This window comes from Actinoplanes auranticolor, from assembly GCF_018332655.1.
GTDB classification, from domain to species: Bacteria; Actinomycetota; Actinomycetes; order Mycobacteriales; family Micromonosporaceae; genus Actinoplanes; species Actinoplanes auranticolor.
Genome location: NZ_BOQL01000048.1, coordinates 71,218 through 88,356, shown reverse-complemented (window position 1 = coordinate 88,356; position 17,139 = coordinate 71,218). Strand labels below are relative to the sequence as shown.

19 protein-coding genes are annotated in these 17,139 nt (G+C 70.9%); 7 read left to right on the top strand and 12 right to left on the bottom strand.

Annotated elements, in window-relative coordinates:
- Positions 1-123 (top strand): cold-shock protein (locus Aau02nite_RS29215; RefSeq protein WP_212991808.1); only part of this gene is annotated, 123 nt, incomplete at its 5' end.
- A 257-nt stretch (positions 124-380) separates the two neighbouring features.
- Here the strand turns inward: Aau02nite_RS29215 and Aau02nite_RS29210 are convergent.
- The 3 genes from Aau02nite_RS29210 to Aau02nite_RS29200 all read right to left on the bottom strand — a co-directional run bounded on the left by Aau02nite_RS29210 (position 381) and on the right by Aau02nite_RS29200 (position 4,477).
- Positions 381-1,772 carry a non-reducing end alpha-L-arabinofuranosidase family hydrolase gene (locus Aau02nite_RS29210; protein WP_212991796.1) on the bottom strand — a complete coding sequence of 464 codons (1,392 nt, stop codon included), beginning with the start codon at positions 1,770-1,772 and terminating at the stop codon, positions 381-383.
- Positions 1,769-3,478 (bottom strand): cellulose binding domain-containing protein, encoded by a 1,710-nt coding sequence (locus Aau02nite_RS29205; protein ID WP_212991795.1) that lies wholly within the window; start codon positions 3,476-3,478, stop codon positions 1,769-1,771. Before Aau02nite_RS29205 ends, Aau02nite_RS29210 begins: the two co-directional genes overlap by 4 nt.
- Positions 3,479-3,667: 189 nt before the next feature.
- Entirely contained in the window at positions 3,668-4,477 is an 810-nt protein-coding gene (locus Aau02nite_RS29200) for an SAM-dependent methyltransferase (protein WP_212991794.1), read from the bottom strand.
- Between the two features lie 146 nt (positions 4,478-4,623).
- On the opposite strand from Aau02nite_RS29200, the gene rpmF reads away from it, so the two are divergent.
- Both rpmF and Aau02nite_RS29190 read left to right on the top strand, forming a co-directional pair.
- Complete coding sequence (gene rpmF / locus Aau02nite_RS29195; RefSeq protein ID WP_212991793.1) at positions 4,624-4,803, top strand: 50S ribosomal protein L32; 180 nt, start codon at positions 4,624-4,626, stop codon at positions 4,801-4,803.
- Positions 4,800-5,939, top strand: a complete 1,140-nt coding sequence (locus Aau02nite_RS29190) for a GTP-binding protein (protein WP_212991792.1) — start codon at positions 4,800-4,802, stop codon at positions 5,937-5,939. The genes rpmF and Aau02nite_RS29190 overlap by 4 nt, the downstream gene beginning before the upstream one ends.
- Before the next feature lie 102 nt (positions 5,940-6,041).
- Here the strand turns inward: Aau02nite_RS29190 and Aau02nite_RS29185 are convergent, their stop codons facing one another.
- The 3 genes from Aau02nite_RS29185 to Aau02nite_RS29175 all read right to left on the bottom strand — a co-directional run bounded on the left by Aau02nite_RS29185 (position 6,042) and on the right by Aau02nite_RS29175 (position 7,951).
- Positions 6,042-6,623 carry a hypothetical protein gene (locus Aau02nite_RS29185; protein ID WP_212991791.1) on the bottom strand — a complete coding sequence of 194 codons (582 nt, stop codon included), beginning with the start codon at positions 6,621-6,623 and terminating at the stop codon, positions 6,042-6,044.
- A gap of 88 nt (positions 6,624-6,711) precedes the next feature.
- A complete protein-coding gene (locus tag Aau02nite_RS29180; RefSeq protein WP_212991790.1) occupies positions 6,712-7,551 on the bottom strand; it encodes an alpha/beta fold hydrolase in 840 nt (279 codons plus the stop codon).
- 16 nt (positions 7,552-7,567) lie between these two features.
- Complete coding sequence (locus tag Aau02nite_RS29175; protein WP_212991789.1) at positions 7,568-7,951, bottom strand: VOC family protein; 384 nt, start codon at positions 7,949-7,951, stop codon at positions 7,568-7,570.
- 56 nt (positions 7,952-8,007) lie between these two features.
- Here Aau02nite_RS29175 and Aau02nite_RS29170 point away from each other — a divergent pair, with 56 nt between their 5' ends.
- Positions 8,008-8,655: a TetR/AcrR family transcriptional regulator gene (locus tag Aau02nite_RS29170; RefSeq protein ID WP_212991788.1), complete on the top strand. Its 648-nt coding sequence runs from the start codon at positions 8,008-8,010 to the stop codon at positions 8,653-8,655.
- Positions 8,656-9,081, top strand: a complete 426-nt coding sequence (locus Aau02nite_RS29165; RefSeq protein WP_212991787.1) for an MmcQ/YjbR family DNA-binding protein — start codon at positions 8,656-8,658, stop codon at positions 9,079-9,081.
- Positions 9,082-9,117: 36 nt separating this feature from the next.
- Here the strand turns inward: Aau02nite_RS29165 and Aau02nite_RS29160 are convergent, their stop codons facing one another.
- The 3 genes from Aau02nite_RS29160 to Aau02nite_RS29150 form a co-directional block, all read right to left on the bottom strand.
- Positions 9,118-9,954 (bottom strand): ThuA domain-containing protein, encoded by an 837-nt coding sequence (locus tag Aau02nite_RS29160; RefSeq protein WP_212991786.1) that lies wholly within the window; start codon positions 9,952-9,954, stop codon positions 9,118-9,120.
- A gap of 95 nt (positions 9,955-10,049) precedes the next feature.
- The gene (locus tag Aau02nite_RS29155; protein WP_246595530.1) at positions 10,050-10,211 is read right to left on the bottom strand and encodes a DUF1348 family protein; all 162 of its coding nucleotides are present in this window, start codon (positions 10,209-10,211) and stop codon (positions 10,050-10,052) included.
- Between the two features lie 53 nt (positions 10,212-10,264).
- A complete protein-coding gene (locus Aau02nite_RS29150; RefSeq protein ID WP_212991785.1) occupies positions 10,265-11,197 on the bottom strand; it encodes a pyridoxamine 5'-phosphate oxidase family protein in 933 nt (310 codons plus the stop codon).
- Positions 11,198-11,298: 101 nt separating this feature from the next.
- Between Aau02nite_RS29150 and Aau02nite_RS29145 the strand changes: the two genes are divergently transcribed.
- Positions 11,299-11,907: a CGNR zinc finger domain-containing protein gene (locus Aau02nite_RS29145; protein ID WP_212991784.1), complete on the top strand. Its 609-nt coding sequence runs from the start codon at positions 11,299-11,301 to the stop codon at positions 11,905-11,907.
- A 100-nt stretch (positions 11,908-12,007) separates the two neighbouring features.
- On the opposite strand, the gene Aau02nite_RS29140 is transcribed toward Aau02nite_RS29145, so the two are convergent.
- A complete protein-coding gene (locus Aau02nite_RS29140; protein WP_212991783.1) occupies positions 12,008-12,448 on the bottom strand; it encodes a hypothetical protein in 441 nt (146 codons plus the stop codon).
- A gap of 95 nt (positions 12,449-12,543) precedes the next feature.
- Between Aau02nite_RS29140 and Aau02nite_RS29135 the strand changes: the two genes are divergently transcribed.
- On the top strand, positions 12,544-15,639 hold the full coding sequence (locus Aau02nite_RS29135) for a M4 family metallopeptidase (RefSeq protein WP_212991782.1): 3,096 nt from the start codon (positions 12,544-12,546) through the stop codon (positions 15,637-15,639).
- Positions 15,640-15,660: 21 nt separating this feature from the next.
- Here Aau02nite_RS29135 and Aau02nite_RS29130 read toward each other — a convergent pair whose 3' ends face one another.
- Together Aau02nite_RS29130 and Aau02nite_RS29125 are read right to left on the bottom strand one after the other, a co-directional pair.
- Complete coding sequence (locus Aau02nite_RS29130; RefSeq protein WP_212991781.1) at positions 15,661-15,798, bottom strand: hypothetical protein; 138 nt, start codon at positions 15,796-15,798, stop codon at positions 15,661-15,663.
- Positions 15,799-15,898: 100 nt separating this feature from the next.
- Entirely contained in the window at positions 15,899-17,137 is a 1,239-nt protein-coding gene (locus Aau02nite_RS29125) for an ArnT family glycosyltransferase (protein WP_212991780.1), read from the bottom strand.
- Between the last annotated feature and the right edge of the window lie 2 nt (positions 17,138-17,139).

The following is a 17,139-nucleotide window of genomic DNA, read 5'->3' as shown; positions in this document are numbered from 1 at the left end:
TTCGCCCACTTCTCCGCGATCTCGACGAGCGGCTACCGCAGCCTCGACGAGAACCAGAAGGTCGAGTTCGACATCACCCAGGGCCAGAAGGGCCTGCAGGCGGAGAACATCCGCCCGCTCTGATCCACGTACTGCGAACGGCGGCCCGACTGATTCAGCGGGCCGCCGTTCGGCGTTTCCAGCACAGTGCCATCCCCCGGATCCGCACCGATCGACCGCGGCTATTTGCGCGCACAGTGACGCTCGCAAGGTCGCCCAGTTCGTGACGGCCAAGGTGCTCGGCTTCGACCTGGAGCGTGACTTCCTGCTGCGTGAGCCCGTACCGTCGCGCTCGTTCTGACGCCGGCGGGCCCGGTCCTGGACCGGGCCCGCCGGAGTTGTCAGCGCCGCAGGGTGAGCAGGCCCGGCCGCCACGGCAGCTGGTCGTAGGCGCCGCCGGCGTTGGGGTCCTTGCCCTGGTAGAGCAGTTGCAGGTTGCACGGATCGATGGTCTTGGTCTGGTCGGGGTTGTGGCGGACCAGGTCACCGTGGCTGATGTCGTTGGTCCAGGTGGCACCGCTGTTGGCCTTGCCCGCGAACGGGTTGCTCTCGGTGGCGGCCTGCGGCGTCCACGTACCGTTGAGGCTGGTGGCCGTGAAGGAGCGGAAGTAGCGTCCCTGGCTGCCGATCGCCTCGACGATCATCAGGTACTGGTTCTGGCCCTTGACCTTGTAGACCTCGACGCCCTCGAACAGGTTCTCCCTGGTGTCGCTCATGATCGTGGTGTACGAGGCGCCGAAGCTGCCCGGGAAGTTGCCGATCGGCATGCTGGCCCGGTAGATCTTGCCGTTGTCGCCGGCGAAGAACAGGTACATGTTCTGGTCGTCACCGATGAGCGTCTGGTCGATCACGCCGTACGGAGCATCGGCGATCGTCCCGGTGAACAGCGTCTGCACCGACGACCAGCCGTTGGCGTTGGTCGGGTCGGTCGACGTCTTGTAGCTGAACGAGGTCGGACCCCACTGGTACGCCAGCACCCAGATGTTCTTCGGGGCGAAGTACAGCAGCGTGGGCGCCACGGTGCCCTGGTTCATCGCGTTCTGGCTGGCCGAGGCCATCTCGGACCAGTCGGTGAAGAGGCCGAAGTTCATCGAGCCGTACGTCGAGCCGGACACGTTGGACGCGTAGACCAGGTGCTTGCCGTTGTAGACGACGTTGGTGAAGTCCTTCAGCGAGACCCAGCCCGACCGGGGGTTGGCCAGCGGGCCCGAGGACGTCCAGCGGTAGCTCGACGGAAGAGTGCACGTGGGGCTCGGCGCCGAGGGTGACGCGGACGGTGACGTCGGCGGTGTGGTGACCGGCGAGCTGGGGACGGTCCCTCCGTTACAGGTCACCCCGTTGACCGCGAAGGTGGTCGGGGCCGGGTTGCTGCCCGTCCACGAGCCGTTGAAGCCGAACGACACCGAGCCGTTGGTCCCCAGCGAGCCGTTGTAGCTCGCGTTCGTCGCGGTCACCGCCGAGCCGCTCTGCGTCAGGGTGGTGTTCCACGCCTGCGTCACCGTCTGCCCGGCGCCGTACGACCACGTCAGCGTCCAGCCGGTCAGCGGGTCACCCAGGTTGGTGATCGACACGGTGGCGCCGAACCCGCCCTGCCACTGCGACGACACGGCGTAGTTCACCGAGCAGCCCGCCGCCGCGGCACCCGCCGGCACCGCCACGGCAACCGCCGCCGACGCGAGCAAGGCGACGCCGGCCGAGGCCAGGCCGACACTGATCGATCTGGATCTGGTCACTGGGTCACTCCTGAGGGATGGGTCAACACGACGGTGGAGATGCTGCGAGCGGGCACGCTGACCGTGACCTGTCCCCCGTTCAGGCTGGTCGGCTGGCCGGCCGCGTTGGCGTTCTGCGAGGTGACGTAGTGCTCGGCCCGGGAGATGGTCTGCGGGGCCTGCAGCACAGCGTTGGTGACCGCGCTGCTCGAGCGGTTGAGGACGACCAGCGTGGTCTTCCCGTCACCCTGATAGGCGGTCACTTCCAGCGGCGTGGCCTTGGCGCTCTTCGTCAGGGCGACCCGTTGGTGGCCGGGGCGCACGTACTTGGCGTACTGCGAGAATGCGTATCCGCGCTTCAGCGGCGTTCCGGCGGTGGTGCCGTAGGCCGATTCCCCGTCACCGATGAAGGAGTAGTAACGCTTGCCGTACCACCAGATGTAGGCGCTCCAGTTCGATTCCATCGACTTGTGCACCGTACGCATGATGTCGTCGAGCGTTTCGTTCCACACCGCCTGATTACCGGGGTTGCCCCAGATATTGGAGCCGTTCCCGTCGGCCTCGTGGAAGTTCCATTCGGTCATCCACACCGGTTTGTTGTACTGCGCGGCCAGCGGGTACGGCTTCAGCCGGCCCGCGTCCTCGGTGCCGTAGAGGTGCCCGCCGATGTAGCCGACGGTGTTGCGGGCACTCGCGTCGTTGAGGGTCGGATCGGTGTAGCCGTAGTTCAGGTTCACCGCTTCGGCCACCATCAGCTTGGTGTTCTGCACCTTGGCGCCGTGGTCGCGGACGAAGTTCCGCAGTTCGGTGCCGGTCCAGTCCATCGAGTCGTAGTCCGGGTGCCAGTCCGGCTCGTTCTGCACCGAGGTGACGTCGATCGCCACGCCCTGGTTCTTCATGTACTGGACGTAGCTGTTGAGATGGTTGGCATAGTCGTCGTAGTAGTCGGTCTTCAGCTTGCCGCCGTTGACCCGGCTGTTGTTCGTCTTCCACGCCGCCGGTGCGGTCCACGGCGAGGCGAGGATCTTCACGTTGGACCCGTACGACTTCGCCGTCTTCAAGGCGTTGACCTGCGCCGGCCATTCGCTGGAGACGGGCGAGACGCCGGTCCGCACAATCGACAGGCCGAGCTGGCCGGCACCCGTGCCGACCAGCGTCTGCGTCTCGGTGGTGGACCACGCGCCGCCCCAGATCGATACGGCAGCCCCGAACCCGTCGATCGTCTGGTACTTGGTGGCGCCGTTCACCGTGATGTCGGGCGCGGTGGCAGGCGCGGTCGTGGTCGGCGTGGTCGGTGCGGTGGTCGGCACCGTCCCGCCGGTGCAGGTCACGCCGTTGAGGGCGAAGGCGGTCGGGGCCGGGTTGCTGCCGGTCGACGACGCGTTGAAGCCGAACGAGACCGTGCCGTTGGTGGCGAGGGAGCCGTTGTAGCTGACGTTCCGGGCCGTGACCGCGGCGCCGCCCTGGGTCAGCGTCGTGTTCCAGGCCTGGGTGACCGTCTGGCCGGCAGCGTAGGACCAGGTCAGCGCCCAGCCGGTGAGGGGGTCACCGAGATTGGTGATCGCGACCTCGGCGCCGAAACCACCCTGCCACTGCGACGAGACCGTGTAGTTCACCGCACAACCGGCGGCCGTGGCCCCGGCCGGCAACGCCACCGCGACCGCGGCGGAGGCCAGCAGGACGGCACCGGCCGGCACCAGGGCATGGGCCGGCCTGAGTTTCCGCATCCGTGACTCCTCGAAAGGGAAAAGACAGCCATACTGGGAGCGCTCCCAGCCTGAGCGGCATATCGATGACTGTCAAGCCGTAAGGCCGAATTCGCCGTTGGCGACTTCCGATATGGCGCCGGCATAACGCTTTTCGTTCTACGGAATCAGAATCCTCGCCATGCCATTGTGCGAGGGCCGGCCGATCCCTTACGGCTTGACGGCGACCGCGCCGTATTCGTCGACCACGCGGAGGTCCTCGGGCGTGGCTCCCGGCGACGGGCGCCACTGCGAGCACGGGACGAGGCCGGGCTCCACGACGGTCAGCCCGGTCAGGAACCGGGCGAGCTGGTCGGGGTGCCGCAAGTGGTACGCCAGCGGGGCGTTGGCGTTCCACACGTCGATCGCCGCGGAGAAGGCGGGTCCGTCGACGACGTCGGTGCCGTCGGCGGTCACCAGGTGGCTGCCCGGCGGCAGGGCGTCCATGAGCTGCCCGACGATGGCGACGGCGCGGTCCAGGTCGCCCACGTGGCCGAGGATGTTCATCAGGATCAGCCCGGTCGGCCGGGAGAGGTCGAGCGTGGTGCGGCCGGCCGCTCGCAGGATCGTCGCCGGGTCGTTCAGGTCGGCGTCGACGTACTCGATGGCACCCTGCGGCGTGCCGGTCAGCAGGGTGCGGGCGTGCGTCAGCACGAGGGGATCGTTGTCGACGTAGACGATCCGCGACTCCGGCGCGGCGGCCCGGGCCACCTGGTGCGTGTTCTCGGCGGTCGGCATGCCCGTGCCGATGTCGAGGAACTGGCGGATGCCCTCCTCGGCGGCCAGGTAGGTGACGGCCCGCTTGAGGAACGCCCGCGACGAGCGGGCCACGACCGTGATGTCCGGATACAGCTGCGCGAACTGGTCACCGACCGCGCGATCGGACGCGAAGTTGTCCTTGCCGCCCAGCCAGTAGTTCCAGACCCGGGCGGAATGCGGGACGCCGGCGTCGAACTCGGCACCGGGCAGGGCATCGGTCATCGTCGGCTCCGGGGATGCGGTCGATCCGGGACGGCCTCAGCCTAGCCGTCCAGGGTGGACGGACAACCATGACGAACCGGTCGGATCTTCCCCGGCGGCCCCGCGGATGACTTTACAATGAAAACCGCTTCCAACAAGATGGCGGCATGGCTGTTCCCAAGCGGCGCACCTCGCGCGCCAACACCCGTCATCGCCGTGCCCGGTGGAAGGCCACGGCGCCCGCCCTCGCCGACTGCCCGTGCCCGCGCCGCGAAAAGGTCATCCCGCACCGGGCCTGCGTGCACTGCGGCCTCTACCGTGGCCGCCAGGTCATCGAGTCCCGATGAGCATCGCCGACGGCCGTTCCCCGTACGGCAGACCGGTTGTCATGGTGTGCGGCTTCTGGCCGCATGCGACCGCCGAGGCGGCCCAGACGCTGCTGGACCGTGATCCGACGCTGCGGCTGCTGCACTACGAGACCTCGCGACCCGGAGTGCTGTCCCGGCACGGCAGCGGGGAGATCCCGGCCGCCGAGGATCCGGCCGCCGTCCTGCTCGCCGACCTGGCCACCGTCGCACCCGGTGGCGACGCCTCCGGCCGGCTCGTCATCGTGCCGGAATCGCTCGAGCCGGACCAGATCCGCACCGCCTGGCAGGCACAGCGCCACCCCGGCACCTTGCAGGTCATCACCGTCGTGCCCGCCGACCTCGCGCTGGACGGCCTCACCGACGAGACCGACCTGTGCGCGGTCGGCCTGCACCACGGCCCCGCCGACGGGCGCAGCATCGGCGACCTGGTGGCCCGGCAGCTGGAGCAGGCGGACACCGCCCTGCTGGCCGGACAGCCCGAGGGCGACGCGTGGGAAGCCGAGCAGCTTCGCGTTCTCCTGCAACGGATCGCGCCGTGGTCACAGCATCAGAGCCTGGACGACGTACGCCTGCCGAGCACCGGCCGCCTCGAACCCGTGGCACCACTCACCCGGGGCCTGCGCGGGCACGCCGTCGGGGTCCACGAGCCCGTGGCCGAGCACGGCGTCACCGCCTGCGTGTTCCACGCCCGCCGGCCCTTCCATCCGGAGCGGCTGCATGACGCGCTGGACGAGATCACTGGTCAGGTCGTGCGCTCCCGCGGCCACTTCTGGCTCGCCGCCCGCCCCGATCTGGTCCTGAGCTGGGAGTCCGCCGGTGGCTTGAGCGTGGGCCCGGTCAGCGGATGGCTCGCCGACGTCCCCGGTGAGCACTGGGCCGGAGCCGGCGCCGAACGCTGCCTGGCCGCCGCCGTCGACTGGGATCCGTACTACGGCGACCGGCACCAGCACCTGGCCTTCATCGGCGTCGATCTGGACCCCGTACGCCTGCACCGCACGCTGGCCAGTTGCCTGCTCACCGACCACGAACTCTGCCGCGGCGAGGAGGCCTGGCGGAGCTTGCCGGACCCGTTCTCCAGAACGTACCCGTCGGCGGCACCATCGTGCTCACGCTGACCGCGGCGTTCCTCGGCGCCCACCTGCCGGCCCCGCGCCACGGGGTCCTCGCCCGGCTCGTCATGTGCAGCCGGGCCCGCCGCCACCGCCGCAAAGCGTGGATCATTTCGGCAGCTTCGGGGCCGGGCCGTTGTCGACGAAGGAGAAGGTCGTCGCCAGGTTCGAGTCGCCCAGCTCCTCGGCGATCAGGCCGGTGCGCGGGAAGTACTGCAGGAACGCCCCGGCGTTGTGGATGCCGTACGTCGCGCGGCCGTTGTCCTTCTTCGCCTGCTTGACCAGCGTGAACAGCTGACCGGCGCGGCGGGAGTCGCAGGTGGCCGCCACCGCGGTGAGCGGGTTGCTGCCGTTGCTCCGGATGCCGATGCAGGCGGCCTTCTTGCCGTCGCCCGGCTTCGCGGTCTTGATCTGGAACTTCTGGCCGACCGGCGAGAGCACGAACAGACCGTACGCGGGCTCGCCGTCGGTCAGGTTGAGCCGGCCCTTGCTGTCGATCCCGACGATCGACTCGAACGAGGGGATCGGCTTGATGACGACCTGACGCTGGCCGGCCAGGATCGGGTCGGCAGCGGCCGCGGCGGCCGGGGTGGCGGCCAGCGCGGTGAGCGCCAGACCGGTCGCGGTCAGGGCGCCGATGAGAGCGGTCTTCTTCACGGTGAACTCCCGGGAGTAGGTGGTGCCGGCCAACAAAGGCCATGTTCGTCGTCCGCAAGCGCCCGGATGCCGCTTCCGTCGGGACCTGGCATGAATCATGGAGACAAGCCGGGTGGCACAGTCACCGGCGGCGCGATCGGCAGAAACGGGCGACGACGTCGCCGAGCTCGGCCGGCGCGGTCAGCGGCATCAGGTGGTCGGCGTGCCCGACGGTGACGACCGAGGATTCCGGGAGCAGGCCGGCGACGTGGGCGATCAGCCGGTGCACCGGCGGCGGGCTGTCGGCTCCCTGAATGAGCAGGACCGGCCGGATGACCGCCGGGTCGAACGTCCAGGTGCCGACCGCCGGCAGTTCACCGGTGAAGAAGTCGCCGCTGTGACGCGCCGCGTCGTCGACGGGGCCGGCCCCGAGCACGCCGTCCAGGACAGCGCGGTAGCCGGGCCCGCACACCAGCGCCATGAAGGCGTCGAAGGCTGCCGCGTGGTCGCCCCGGGCGGTCGCGGCCATCGCTGATCCCAGCACCGGGCCGAAGGCTGCGTGCAGGGCATCCCGATCGGCGGGGTCGGCCAGGGTGTCCACGAGCGGTGGTTCGCAGAGAGCGACCGTACGGACGGAGGAAGGATCGTCCACGGCGAGCTGGAGAGCGATCGCCGAGCCGGACGAGTGGGCGACGACGTGGGCGGGCGCCGCGTCCAGTTGCCGCAGCAGGGTGGCGGCGTGGCGGGCGTGGTCTGCCACCGTCAGCCCGGCCGGCACCGGACGACCGGTGTAGCCGGCGCGGACCATCCGAATCACGCGGTAGCCCTTCAGTTCGGGTGTCGCGGCCAGTGGCGTGAGCCAGTCGGCGAGCCCGCCGCCGTGGATGAGCAGCAGCGGTTCGCCGTCGCCGCCGGAATCGGTGTGGGCGACCTCGGCGCCGTCGATGAGCGAGCGGGTCAGGCCGGTGTGGACGTCCAGCATGGTCGGTCCTTTCGGGTCAGGGAGCGTAGAGGCGGATCTCGATGCCGTCCGGGTCGTGCAGGCCGACGAGGACGGAGCCGCCCTTGTGGCCGGTGACGATGCCGCCGTGCGGCTGACCCAGGTCGTCCAGCCGGGCCTGCCAGGTCTTGATGTCGTCGCGCTCCGGCACCTCCAGGGCGACCACGTCGAAACCGGCGAGGGCCTGCGCCCGTACCGGATCGAGGCGCAACGCCAGGCGCGACCGGCCGCTCGCGTCCGCCAGGGCCAGTCCTTGGAGACGCCCGTCCTCGACGAATTCGATCTCGACGTGCAGACCGAGGACCGTCGCGTACCAGTCGCGGCTGCGGTCCAGGTCGGCGACCGGGAGTTTGACGTGGTGGAAGCCGGACAGCCCAGGCATGTCGTCCTCATTCGCTAGAGTCGGCTCTAGTAACTCACTAGAGTAGGCTCTAGCGTGTGACGGAATCTGTCAAGCCCCGCCTGAGCCGGGCCGAGCAAGCGCGGGCCACCCGGCGGCGCATCATCGCGGCCGCGGCGTCGCAGTTCGTGGCGCACGGCTACGGGGCGACGCTGCTGGATCAGGTGGCCGAGCAGGCCGGAGTCGCGGTGCAGACGGTGTACTTCCACTTCGGCAACAAGCGCACGCTGCTCAAAGAGGCGCTGGACGTCGCCGCGGTCGGTGACGATGACCCCGTACCGCTGATGGAACGACCGTGGGTGCAGCAGATCCGGCAGGAAACCGATCCGGTCCGGATCATCGTGCTGTGGCTGGCCGCCGGCCGGACCATCCTCGACCGGATCGCCCCGCTCATGCGGGTCGTGCGCGGGGCGACCGGCACGGATCCCGAGGTGGCCGCGCAGTGGGACACCAATCAGGCCCAGACGCGTACGGCGCACGGCCTCCTGGCGGATCTGCTCGCCGCGCGCGGCGCTCTGCGGCCCGGGCTCGACGTGGAGCAGGCCGGCGACATCGCCTTCGTGCTCGGCAACGTCGAGACCTACCTGCAGTTCACCGACGTCTGCGGGTGGACCCCGGACCAGTGGCAGGAACGAACCGCGGCCGTGCTGACCTCAGCACTCATCTCCGGCGCCTACGCTGACTGAATGCCTGACCCGGCCGATCGGCCCGCCCGCCTCGAGGACGTCCACGCGCTCGCCCTGGCCATGCCGCACGTCACCGTCCACGACCCGGATGCGGACAACCCGGTGTACCAGGTGGGCGGCAAGTCGTTCGTCTTCTTCCGTACGCCCCGTCCCGACGCGGTGGATCCGGAGACCGGCGAACGCTACCCCGACGTGATCGTCTTCTGGGTCGAGTCGGACGCGGACAAGCAGGCGCTGGTCCAGGACGAGACGACGCCCTTCTTCACCACGCCGCACTTCGACGGCCACCCCTCGGTGCTGATCCGGGCGTGCCGGCTCGGCGAGATCAGCCGTACGGAACTGGCCGAGGTGATCCAGGACGCCTGGCTGTCCCGGGCCTCGCAGCGCCGCCGGACCGCCTGGCTGGGCCGCCGCCCCGGGCAGTGACCGGGCGGTCCGTCGGCGCGCGTCGATTCGTCCGGCTCAGTCCTCCCGGCCGCAGTTGAACCGGGTTTCGCCGGCCGCCATCCGGATCCCGCCGAGCAGGTGGGCCAGCAGCAGTGGCTCGGTGAAGTACTCGGCCTTGTGGCCCATCGCGGTGTAGAAGGCGCGGCCACCGTCGTACGGCTGGCACCAGGAGACCGGGTGATGCCGGCCCATGCCGGGTGAGCCGCCGGGAACGCTGTACCCGCGCGGGTCGTAGGTGCGTTCGTCCACTTCGGCGAGGACCCGGACGGTGTGCCGCGGGTTGGTGCGGAAGTTGTACCACTCCTCTTCCCGTTCCCAGCGGCGCGGCAGCGGCCGGGTGGCGGCGGTGTCGCGGCCGAAGACCTTCACCGTGGCGACCTGGAACTGAGGGCTGACCGAGCCCGGGTGGTCCCGGAAGTACGCCGCGACCAGCCCGCCGTACCAGGCCCAGTCGTACTCGGTGTCCGAGGCGGCGTGGATGCCCGCGTAGCCGCCACCGGCGCGGATGTAGCGCTCGAAGGCGCCCTGCTGCTCGTCGGTGAGCACGTCACCGGTGGTGCTCAACCAGATCACGACGTCGTAGCGGGCGAGGTTGGCGTCGGTGAACGCCGCGGCATCCTCGGTCGCGTCGACCCGGAAGTGGTGCCGGGCGCCGAGCTGCTTGATCGCGGCCACTCCGGCCGGGATCGAGTCGTGCCGGAACGCCGCGGTCTTCGAGAAGACCAGCGCACTGAACCGGGGATGATGCCCGGGGCCTCCCGGGCCGGACGACGCCGCGGCGGCCGGCCCCACCGATCCGGCGAGTCCCACCGCCAGGACCACCGCCACCACGAACCTGACCACGAGTTTCATGACCCCTCCTCAGCGTTGCCGCGTCGCGGATCTCCCATCGAAGGGTATGACTCAGGTCGGCCCCGGGGAAGGCATCGCCGCCGATCCGCCCGCCCTCACCAGATCGGGATGTCGAGGCCACGCTCGGATTCCGGGCGGGGGCCGGTGATGCGACGCTCGGACTCGTCGATCCGGCGGTCGTTGTGCGAGTCGGGCGTGTAGGCCGTGGCGACCCGCGCGGGATCGCGGGTGTTCCAGGCATCCTCGGCAGCCTGCACCTACTGCCGGGCGGTGGCCAGGTCGAACGGCGGGAACGGCGGTCGGGCCTCGGTCATCGGGATTGCTCCTTGCGGTCGGTGAGCGTGGGGTTGCGCGGGCAGGGGCGGTGGGCGACCTCGCGCATCGGCAGCCGGCGGGCGCTGACGAGGCGTTCCGGCTCGAAGCGGACGATGCGGCCGCTGTGCCCGTCGTCGCCGGGCCGGCCGGCCTCACCCCACTCGACCCGGGCGGTGCCGGACAGGTGCAGGGTGGCGCCGGTGGTGAAGTCCGGGAACAACAGGGCGGCCTCAGGGCTGACGGCCAGGTTGCCGAGGCTGTTGAAGAGGTTGTTGCCGGGATAGTCCGGCCACCACAGTCCACGCTCGTCGACCCGGACGAAGCCGGGCGGGCCGCCGCGGTGCGCGGCGTCGGCACCCCGCTCCGGGTGGGCGGTGCCGAGGAAGAAGGTGTCGGCCGAGCGGATCACCTCGATGTCGTACGGCTCCAGCACGGCACCGCGACGCGCATCTCCGGGCGCCGACCGGCCGGTGGTGTCCGGGGTGAGCAGCCGCTGCTGGATGTACTGCGGGCAGTTGCCGTAGACCTGCTCGACGTCGAGGACGAGCAGGTCCTCGGTGGCCTGCGCGAGGGTGCCGTTGATCCGTACCCGGCGTCGCAGGGCGAAATCCATGCTGGTCGTGCCGAGCCACTGGCCGGCGGTGATGCCGTGCAGCGGGTCGCCGGCCGGGACTCCGGCATGCACGGCCAGCTCGGCGCCCGACCGGACCTCGAGGAACCCGGCCGTCCCGGCCAGCGGGGAGGTCCACAGCCGACCGGTCGCGTCCCGCCCGGTGATGACCAGCAGGGTGCGCTCGGCCAGGAATCCGGCGATGCCGCCGGACAGCTCCGCCGGTTCGAGCATGCGTGAGAGACGGGCGGCGTCCTGCAGTACGCCGGCCCGGCGCTGAACGTCCAGCTCGCCATCGTGGAAACCCGCGGTCGTCATGAGGCCCCCGATCTAACGGATGAACGTGCGGCCACCCATGAGAATTTGTACCCCGATGTACTCACGGATGCAAGCGTCATGTTCCGTGATACGTTTCCGGGGTGGGTGATACGGCTTCCGCACGGGCCTGGATGCTCGCCGACGAACCGGTGGCGGTGCGGCTGATGGCGACGATCCGGGCCGACACCGACGGGGTGCACGACGATCTGGCGGAGCCACCGGATCTGGACGAGTGGCTGGACGCCATCGGCGTCGACCGCCACGGCGTGGCGGCGACCAGCGACGAGTTCCTGCGCGCGCGGGCCCTGCGCGATGCCGTACGCCGGCTGGCCGCTCTCGTGACCGGCGACGAACGTCCCGCCGCAGTCTCTGCCGGGCCGGACGTCGTACAGGCGATCAAGACGGTGAACGCCGCCGTCCGTGAGCTTCCGGCCCCCCGGCTGGTGCTGCACGGAGAAAGCCTCGCTCTCACCGACGGGCCCACGGCTTCCACGGTGATCACCGCCCTGGCCGAGGTGGCAGCCGGGGCCCAGCAGCTGCTCGCCGGCGAATCGACGCTCCGCGCCTGCTGCGCCCCCGGCTGCGTGCTCTACTTCGCCAGGACGCACCCACGCCGCGAATGGTGCTCGGTGGCCTGCGGAAACCGCGCCCGCGCGGCCCGCCACTACCGGACTGTCCGCTCCGCGCGCGCGGAGCGGAGGACATCCTGACGCGGCTCATCGGCCGGCCGCCGCGGCCGGCCTTCTCGAACGGGCTCGCACCGGGCGGCGACGACCACCGCCCACCCGGCAGACCGCTTCCGGCCTGCGGTCAGCGGCGGCCCGCGGCCAGCGCGACGAGGAACTGCCCGCCGCCGGCGTCGACGCTCGCGGTCACCGGCAGTCCGGGCGTCAGCCGCGAGAACCGGTCGACCAGCCAGTCCGCCGCCTCCTGAGCGTCCTTCCGGCTCGGGCAGCGTGCGACCAGCTCACGGCCGCCCTTGCGTTCGAGGCGGTCGGCCACGGCGATCAGCGGCGCCGGCTCCACCACGTGCAGCCGGTCGGGCCAGGCGATGACCACCTTGACCGCGCCCTTGCGGGTGTTGCAGGCGCGGTGCGCGAGCCGCTCGGTCACCTTGGCCTTCCGGTCGGCGGTACGGCTGTCGACGCTGGGGCCACGCGGGTCGTTCACCGACATGTCGGCGTCGACCGGCTCGTCGCACACCCAGCACCGCCAGCCGTCCCGCTCCGCCACGTCATCAAGGAGACTCATCCCAGCAAACTAGCCCCTCCCGGACAGGGGCTGCTCATCGAGCGTCGTTCCGGTATCGTCCCATCCTCATCGAAGATCGACGGGGGAAAATGAGGATGGCATTCCGGCATCGCCGTGGCCCGATCGCAGTGGCCGCCGTCCTGGCCCTGACCGGGGCCGGGATCGTGGTCGCCCGGGAGGTGCCCGCGGACGATGCGCGGCCACGGTGGAACGAGGCGGCCGCGCCCGGGCCATCCGCCGTACCCGATCCGATCGCCGCCGGAAAGCCTCAGGCCGCAGCGGCGCCGAAGAAGGCCGCTGCGCCGGCGCCCGGGCCGGCGATCAGCCGCGCCCGGGCGGTCAAGGACGCGCGAGCGGCGATCCGCCGTAACGGCGTGGCCGTCCGGTCCGCGCCGGGCGAGCAGTACCGGGTGGTCGACGCCGTGGTGGATGCGGCCGGCAGCCGGCACGTCCGGTTCGAGCGCACCCACCGTGGTCTCGCCGTGCTCGGCGGCGACTTCGTGGTCCATTCGAGCGCGACCGGCCGGTTCACCAATGCCACCGTGGCGCAACAGCACGCGATCGACGTTCCGGCGACCGCGGAGATCAGCCGGAAGCAGGCGGTCGCGGCGGCCGGGCGGTTCGCCGGCCGGTCCGGCGCCGGAGACGCGCGGCAGGTGGTCGACGCCTTCGCCGGTAAGCCGGCACGCGCCTGGCAGGTCTCCGCCGGCAGCCAGGTGGTGATCGTCGACGCGACCACCGGGGCGGTGCGGCGCAGCTACGACGAGGTGGACACCGCCGAAGCGGGCACCGGGCACGGGCTGATGGTCGGCGACGTCCCGGTGCGCAGCACCCGGCGCGACGACGGCACCTACACGCTGGTCGACCCGGACCGGGGTGACAGCACCGTGCGCGACGCCCTCAACCGCTCCTACCGGCTCGAGCCGGACCAGTTCGCCGAGTTCACCGACGCGGACGACGAGTGGGGCGACGGCACCCGCACCGACCGCGCCACCGCGGCTGTCGACGTGCACTACGGCATCGCCCGCACCTGGGACTACCTGCGGGACACGTTCGGCCGTTCGGGCCTGCGCAACGACGGCAAGGGCGTGACCGCGTACGTCCACCACGACGTCGACGATGCGAACGCCTCATGGCGCAACGCGTGCGACTGCATGCTCTTCGGTGACGGGACGCCCGCCGGTAAGCCGTTCACGTCGCTCGACGTCGTGGCGCACGAGATGGCCCACGGTCTCAACCGCGCGACCGCCAGGCTGGTGAGCTCCGGTGAGTCCGGCGGGCTGAACGAGGCCAACAGCGACATCTTCGGCACCCTGGTCGAGTTCTCGGCGGCCAACCCGGCCGACCCGCCGGACTACCTGATCGCCGAGAAGACCGAGTTCCGTACCCCGGCCCTGCGCCGGATGGACGATCCCGCCCAGGACGGCAAGTCGGCCTCGTGCTGGTCCCCGGCGGTCAAGAACCTCGACGTGCACTACTCGTCCGGCGTCGGCAACAAGTTCTTCTACACCCTGGCCGTGGGCAGCGGCGCGTCGCAGTGGGGCGACAGCCCGCCGTGTGGCGACGCCGCGCCGGTGACCGGCATCGGCAACGACCGCGCGGCGCGGATCTGGTACCGCGCGCTCACCGTCTACATGGTGTCGAACACCAACTTCTCCGGCGCGCGGGATGCGACCAGGCGCGCGGCCGCGGACCTGTACGGCCCGGACAGCGTGGAGCGGCGCACCGTCGACGCGGCCTGGCTGGCCGCCGGGGTGGACGGCTCCGACCCGGCGTACGGCGCTCCGGAACTGGCGAACTTCGAGGACGTCGCGCCCACCCCGCATGTCGGGGACACGGTGCGGGTCCAGGTCAGCGCCCGCGATCCGCAGGGACAGCCGGTGACCTTCAGCGCCGTCAACCTGCCGCCCGGCGTGTCGATCGACGCCGACGGGCTGATCTCGGGCACGACCACGGTCAAGGGCGACTACCCCAGCGACATCATCGCGACCGACCCGGACGGCAACACCGCCCGGGCACTGATGTGGTGGGTGGTCAAGGGGCCGCCGGTCGTCGTGTCGGTCCCGCCGGCCCAGACGATGCAGCTGGGTTACGGCACCTTCGGCAACTTCAGCGTGATCTTCACCGACGCATCGGACCAGATGATCGATGGCGCCGCCTCGTTCCAGGCGACCGCCACGGGCCTGCCTGACGGCCTGACCCTCGGGGTACGCCGGCCGGGATCGGGCACGCTGGTCGCCGCCATCGGCGGGATACCCACGACCCCCGGCTCCGGCACCACCGTGGTGACCGCCGTCGACGCCGACGGTGACCAGGTGACGGCCTCGGTGCCGTGGCAGGTGCTGCCGGCGCAGGCACCGGGCGCCCCGGTCAGCGTGTCGGTCACCGCCGGCGACGGCACCGCTCTGGTGGAGTGGGTCAAGGCGACATACCGCACCGGGGAGATGGTCCCCACCGGCTTCATCGTACGGGTCTCCCCCGGTCAGGAGACGACGCTTCGCGCCTCCGCCAAGTCGCTGGAACTGACCGGCCTGGACACCCGTAAGACGTACACCATCGGGGTGCGGGCCACCAGCACGATCGGCGACGGTGCGGAGAAGACGTTCACCCTGTCCCCCACCGCCCCCCCGATGACGGTGACGCCCACCGCGTTCAGCTACGGCCAGACGGCCACGCTGAGCGGCAAGGTCCTCCGCGGCAGCACCGGGATCGCCGGAGCGGCGGCGACCCTGGAACAACGACCGGCCGGGAAGACGACCTGGAGCCGGATCACGACGGTGCGGACCGACGCCAAGGGGGCGTGGCGGTCGGCGGTCAAGCCGTCGATCACAACCGCCTACCGGATCAGGTACGCGGGCTCGTCCGGCGCCTGGCCGGCGACGTCAGCGACGCCGGCGGCGACGGTGCGCTACACCGTCACGATCAAGGCAAGCACCACCAAACCCAAGGCCAACACGAGGATCAAGCTGACAGGTACGGCGAAACCGGGCCGCGCGGGCGCCAAGGTGACCCTGCAACGCAAGGTGGGCTCGCGCTGGGTCACCGAAACGACCACGAAGACGACCTCGAGCGGCACGTACGCGTTCTCCCGGTCCTACAAGCGCGGCACCTGGACGCTGCGGGTCTCGGTGGCGGGCGGCGCGTACAACGCGAGCGCGACCAGCAGCGGGGTCACGCTCAAGGTCAAATGATGCGCCGCGGTGCGGGCCGGGTCACCCGGTCCGCACCGCGCTCACCTGATCCAGCTTGCGTTTGAGCACCCGGCTCACCGGCCGCTCGACCAGCCGGTACAGCAGCCAGGCCGCGGCCAGCATCAGCACGATGACCAGGGCCAGCGTGAGCACCGCCATCTGGTTGAGGGGTGATCGGCTCCCGCGCGGTCGGCCACAGCATCACCACAGCGGTGCTGATGAGCACGGCCGGTCAGTAGGCCGGTGGCGCGCCACGATACTAGGGCGAGGCGGTCCAGGCGAGGGCGAGATACACCCCGTACCCCGCCGAGATCAGGGTCAGCGCGGCCAGGACCACCGCAGCGATCCGTCGCCGTCCCGCCGCCAGGGCGTACGCGATCGGCAGCAGCAGCGGGAACGCGGGGACCATCAGTCTCGCCTTGGCGTTGAAGTAGCTGTCGCCGAAGAAGGCCATCGCCACGATCAGGCCCGCGTAGACCACCAGCGGCCACGGCAGCCGGTCCAGGATCAGGATCGCCAGCAGGGCGAGCGCGAGCAGGAGCAGGAGGATGTTGGTGTAGATCACCAGCGGCGCCGGCTTGGTCAGTGCGGCGTGCACGGTCCCGGCGGTGAAGGCGCCGGTGTCGTACGACATCTTCCAGGCGTCTTTCTGCACGTGGAAGTAGCCGTCGGCCCGGCCCAGGCGGTGGCCGACCCAGATGACGTAGCTCAGCAGGCCCACCGGGGCGATCGCGCCGGCCAGCCATGGCCGCCACCCGTCCCGCCGGCGGATGACGGCGATCAGTGCGGCCAGGCCGATCACCGCCACGAGCGCGGCGCCGGTCGGGCGGGTCAGCCCGGCCAGCGTGCACAGCAGACCGGCGGTGAGCCAGTGCCGCCGGAGCAGCGCGAACAGCGACCAGGCGGCCAGCGCGGTGAACAGCGTCTCCGTGTATCCCATGGACTGCACGAGGGCGTGCGGCAGGACGGCCCACAGGCCGGCCAGGAGCACGCCGGTGCGTCTGTCCCGCAGGTGGGCGCCGATGGCGAACAGGCCCCACGCGGCGGCGATGCCGGCCAGCCAGGAGACAGCGATGCCCGCGCCGGCCGGGCCGCCGGGCAGGATCGGGTCGGCCAGCGCGGTCAGGCCGGGAAACAGCGGGAAGAACGCGAGATTGGTGATGGCCAGGGTGCCGTCGGCCTTGAGCGGAATGGCCGCGTCGTAGCCGCGCGCCACGATGCCGGCATAGTGCACGGCGTCGTAGCGGCTGAGCACGTCCAGCAGGCCGCGGTTCCGGTCGGCGGCGAAGAGCCAGAGCACGAGGATGCTGAACGTCCGCAGCCCGAGGTACAGAGCCAGGGCGGGCCAGGCCGCGCGCACTGTCACGTCGACGATCGGCCGCACCGGTGGGGACGCGGGAGGCCCGCTCTGAGCAGCGGTCGCCGCTGGGCGCAGCTCGGGTGCCATCACCAGGACCGCTGTCTGGTCCCCCGCACGCGCCGTATCGCGTTCGGACATTG

Excerpts from the sequence above, each read along its gene's own strand:
- Aau02nite_RS29205 (WP_212991795.1), bottom strand. The coding sequence starts at position 3,478 with ATGCGGAAACTCAGGCCGGCCCATGCCCTGGTGCCGGCCGGTGCCGTC.
- Aau02nite_RS29200 (WP_212991794.1), bottom strand. The coding sequence starts at position 4,477 with ATGACCGATGCCCTGCCCGGTGCCGAGTTCGACGCCGGCGTCCCGCAT.
- rpmF (WP_212991793.1), top strand. The coding sequence starts at position 4,624 with ATGGCTGTTCCCAAGCGGCGCACCTCGCGCGCCAACACCCGTCATCGC.
- Aau02nite_RS29190 (WP_212991792.1), top strand. The coding sequence starts at position 4,800 with ATGAGCATCGCCGACGGCCGTTCCCCGTACGGCAGACCGGTTGTCATG.
- Aau02nite_RS29180 (WP_212991790.1), bottom strand. The coding sequence starts at position 7,551 with ATGCTGGACGTCCACACCGGCCTGACCCGCTCGCTCATCGACGGCGCC.
- Aau02nite_RS29175 (WP_212991789.1), bottom strand. The coding sequence starts at position 7,951 with ATGCCTGGGCTGTCCGGCTTCCACCACGTCAAACTCCCGGTCGCCGAC.
- Aau02nite_RS29165 (WP_212991787.1), top strand. The coding sequence starts at position 8,656 with ATGCCTGACCCGGCCGATCGGCCCGCCCGCCTCGAGGACGTCCACGCG.
- Aau02nite_RS29160 (WP_212991786.1), bottom strand. The coding sequence starts at position 9,954 with ATGAAACTCGTGGTCAGGTTCGTGGTGGCGGTGGTCCTGGCGGTGGGA.
- Aau02nite_RS29150 (WP_212991785.1), bottom strand. The coding sequence starts at position 11,197 with ATGACGACCGCGGGTTTCCACGATGGCGAGCTGGACGTTCAGCGCCGG.
- Aau02nite_RS29140 (WP_212991783.1), bottom strand. The coding sequence starts at position 12,448 with ATGAGTCTCCTTGATGACGTGGCGGAGCGGGACGGCTGGCGGTGCTGG.
- Aau02nite_RS29135 (WP_212991782.1), top strand. The coding sequence starts at position 12,544 with ATGGCATTCCGGCATCGCCGTGGCCCGATCGCAGTGGCCGCCGTCCTG.
- Aau02nite_RS29130 (WP_212991781.1), bottom strand. The coding sequence starts at position 15,798 with ATGGCGGTGCTCACGCTGGCCCTGGTCATCGTGCTGATGCTGGCCGCG.
- Aau02nite_RS29125 (WP_212991780.1), bottom strand. The coding sequence starts at position 17,137 with ATGTCCGAACGCGATACGGCGCGTGCGGGGGACCAGACAGCGGTCCTG.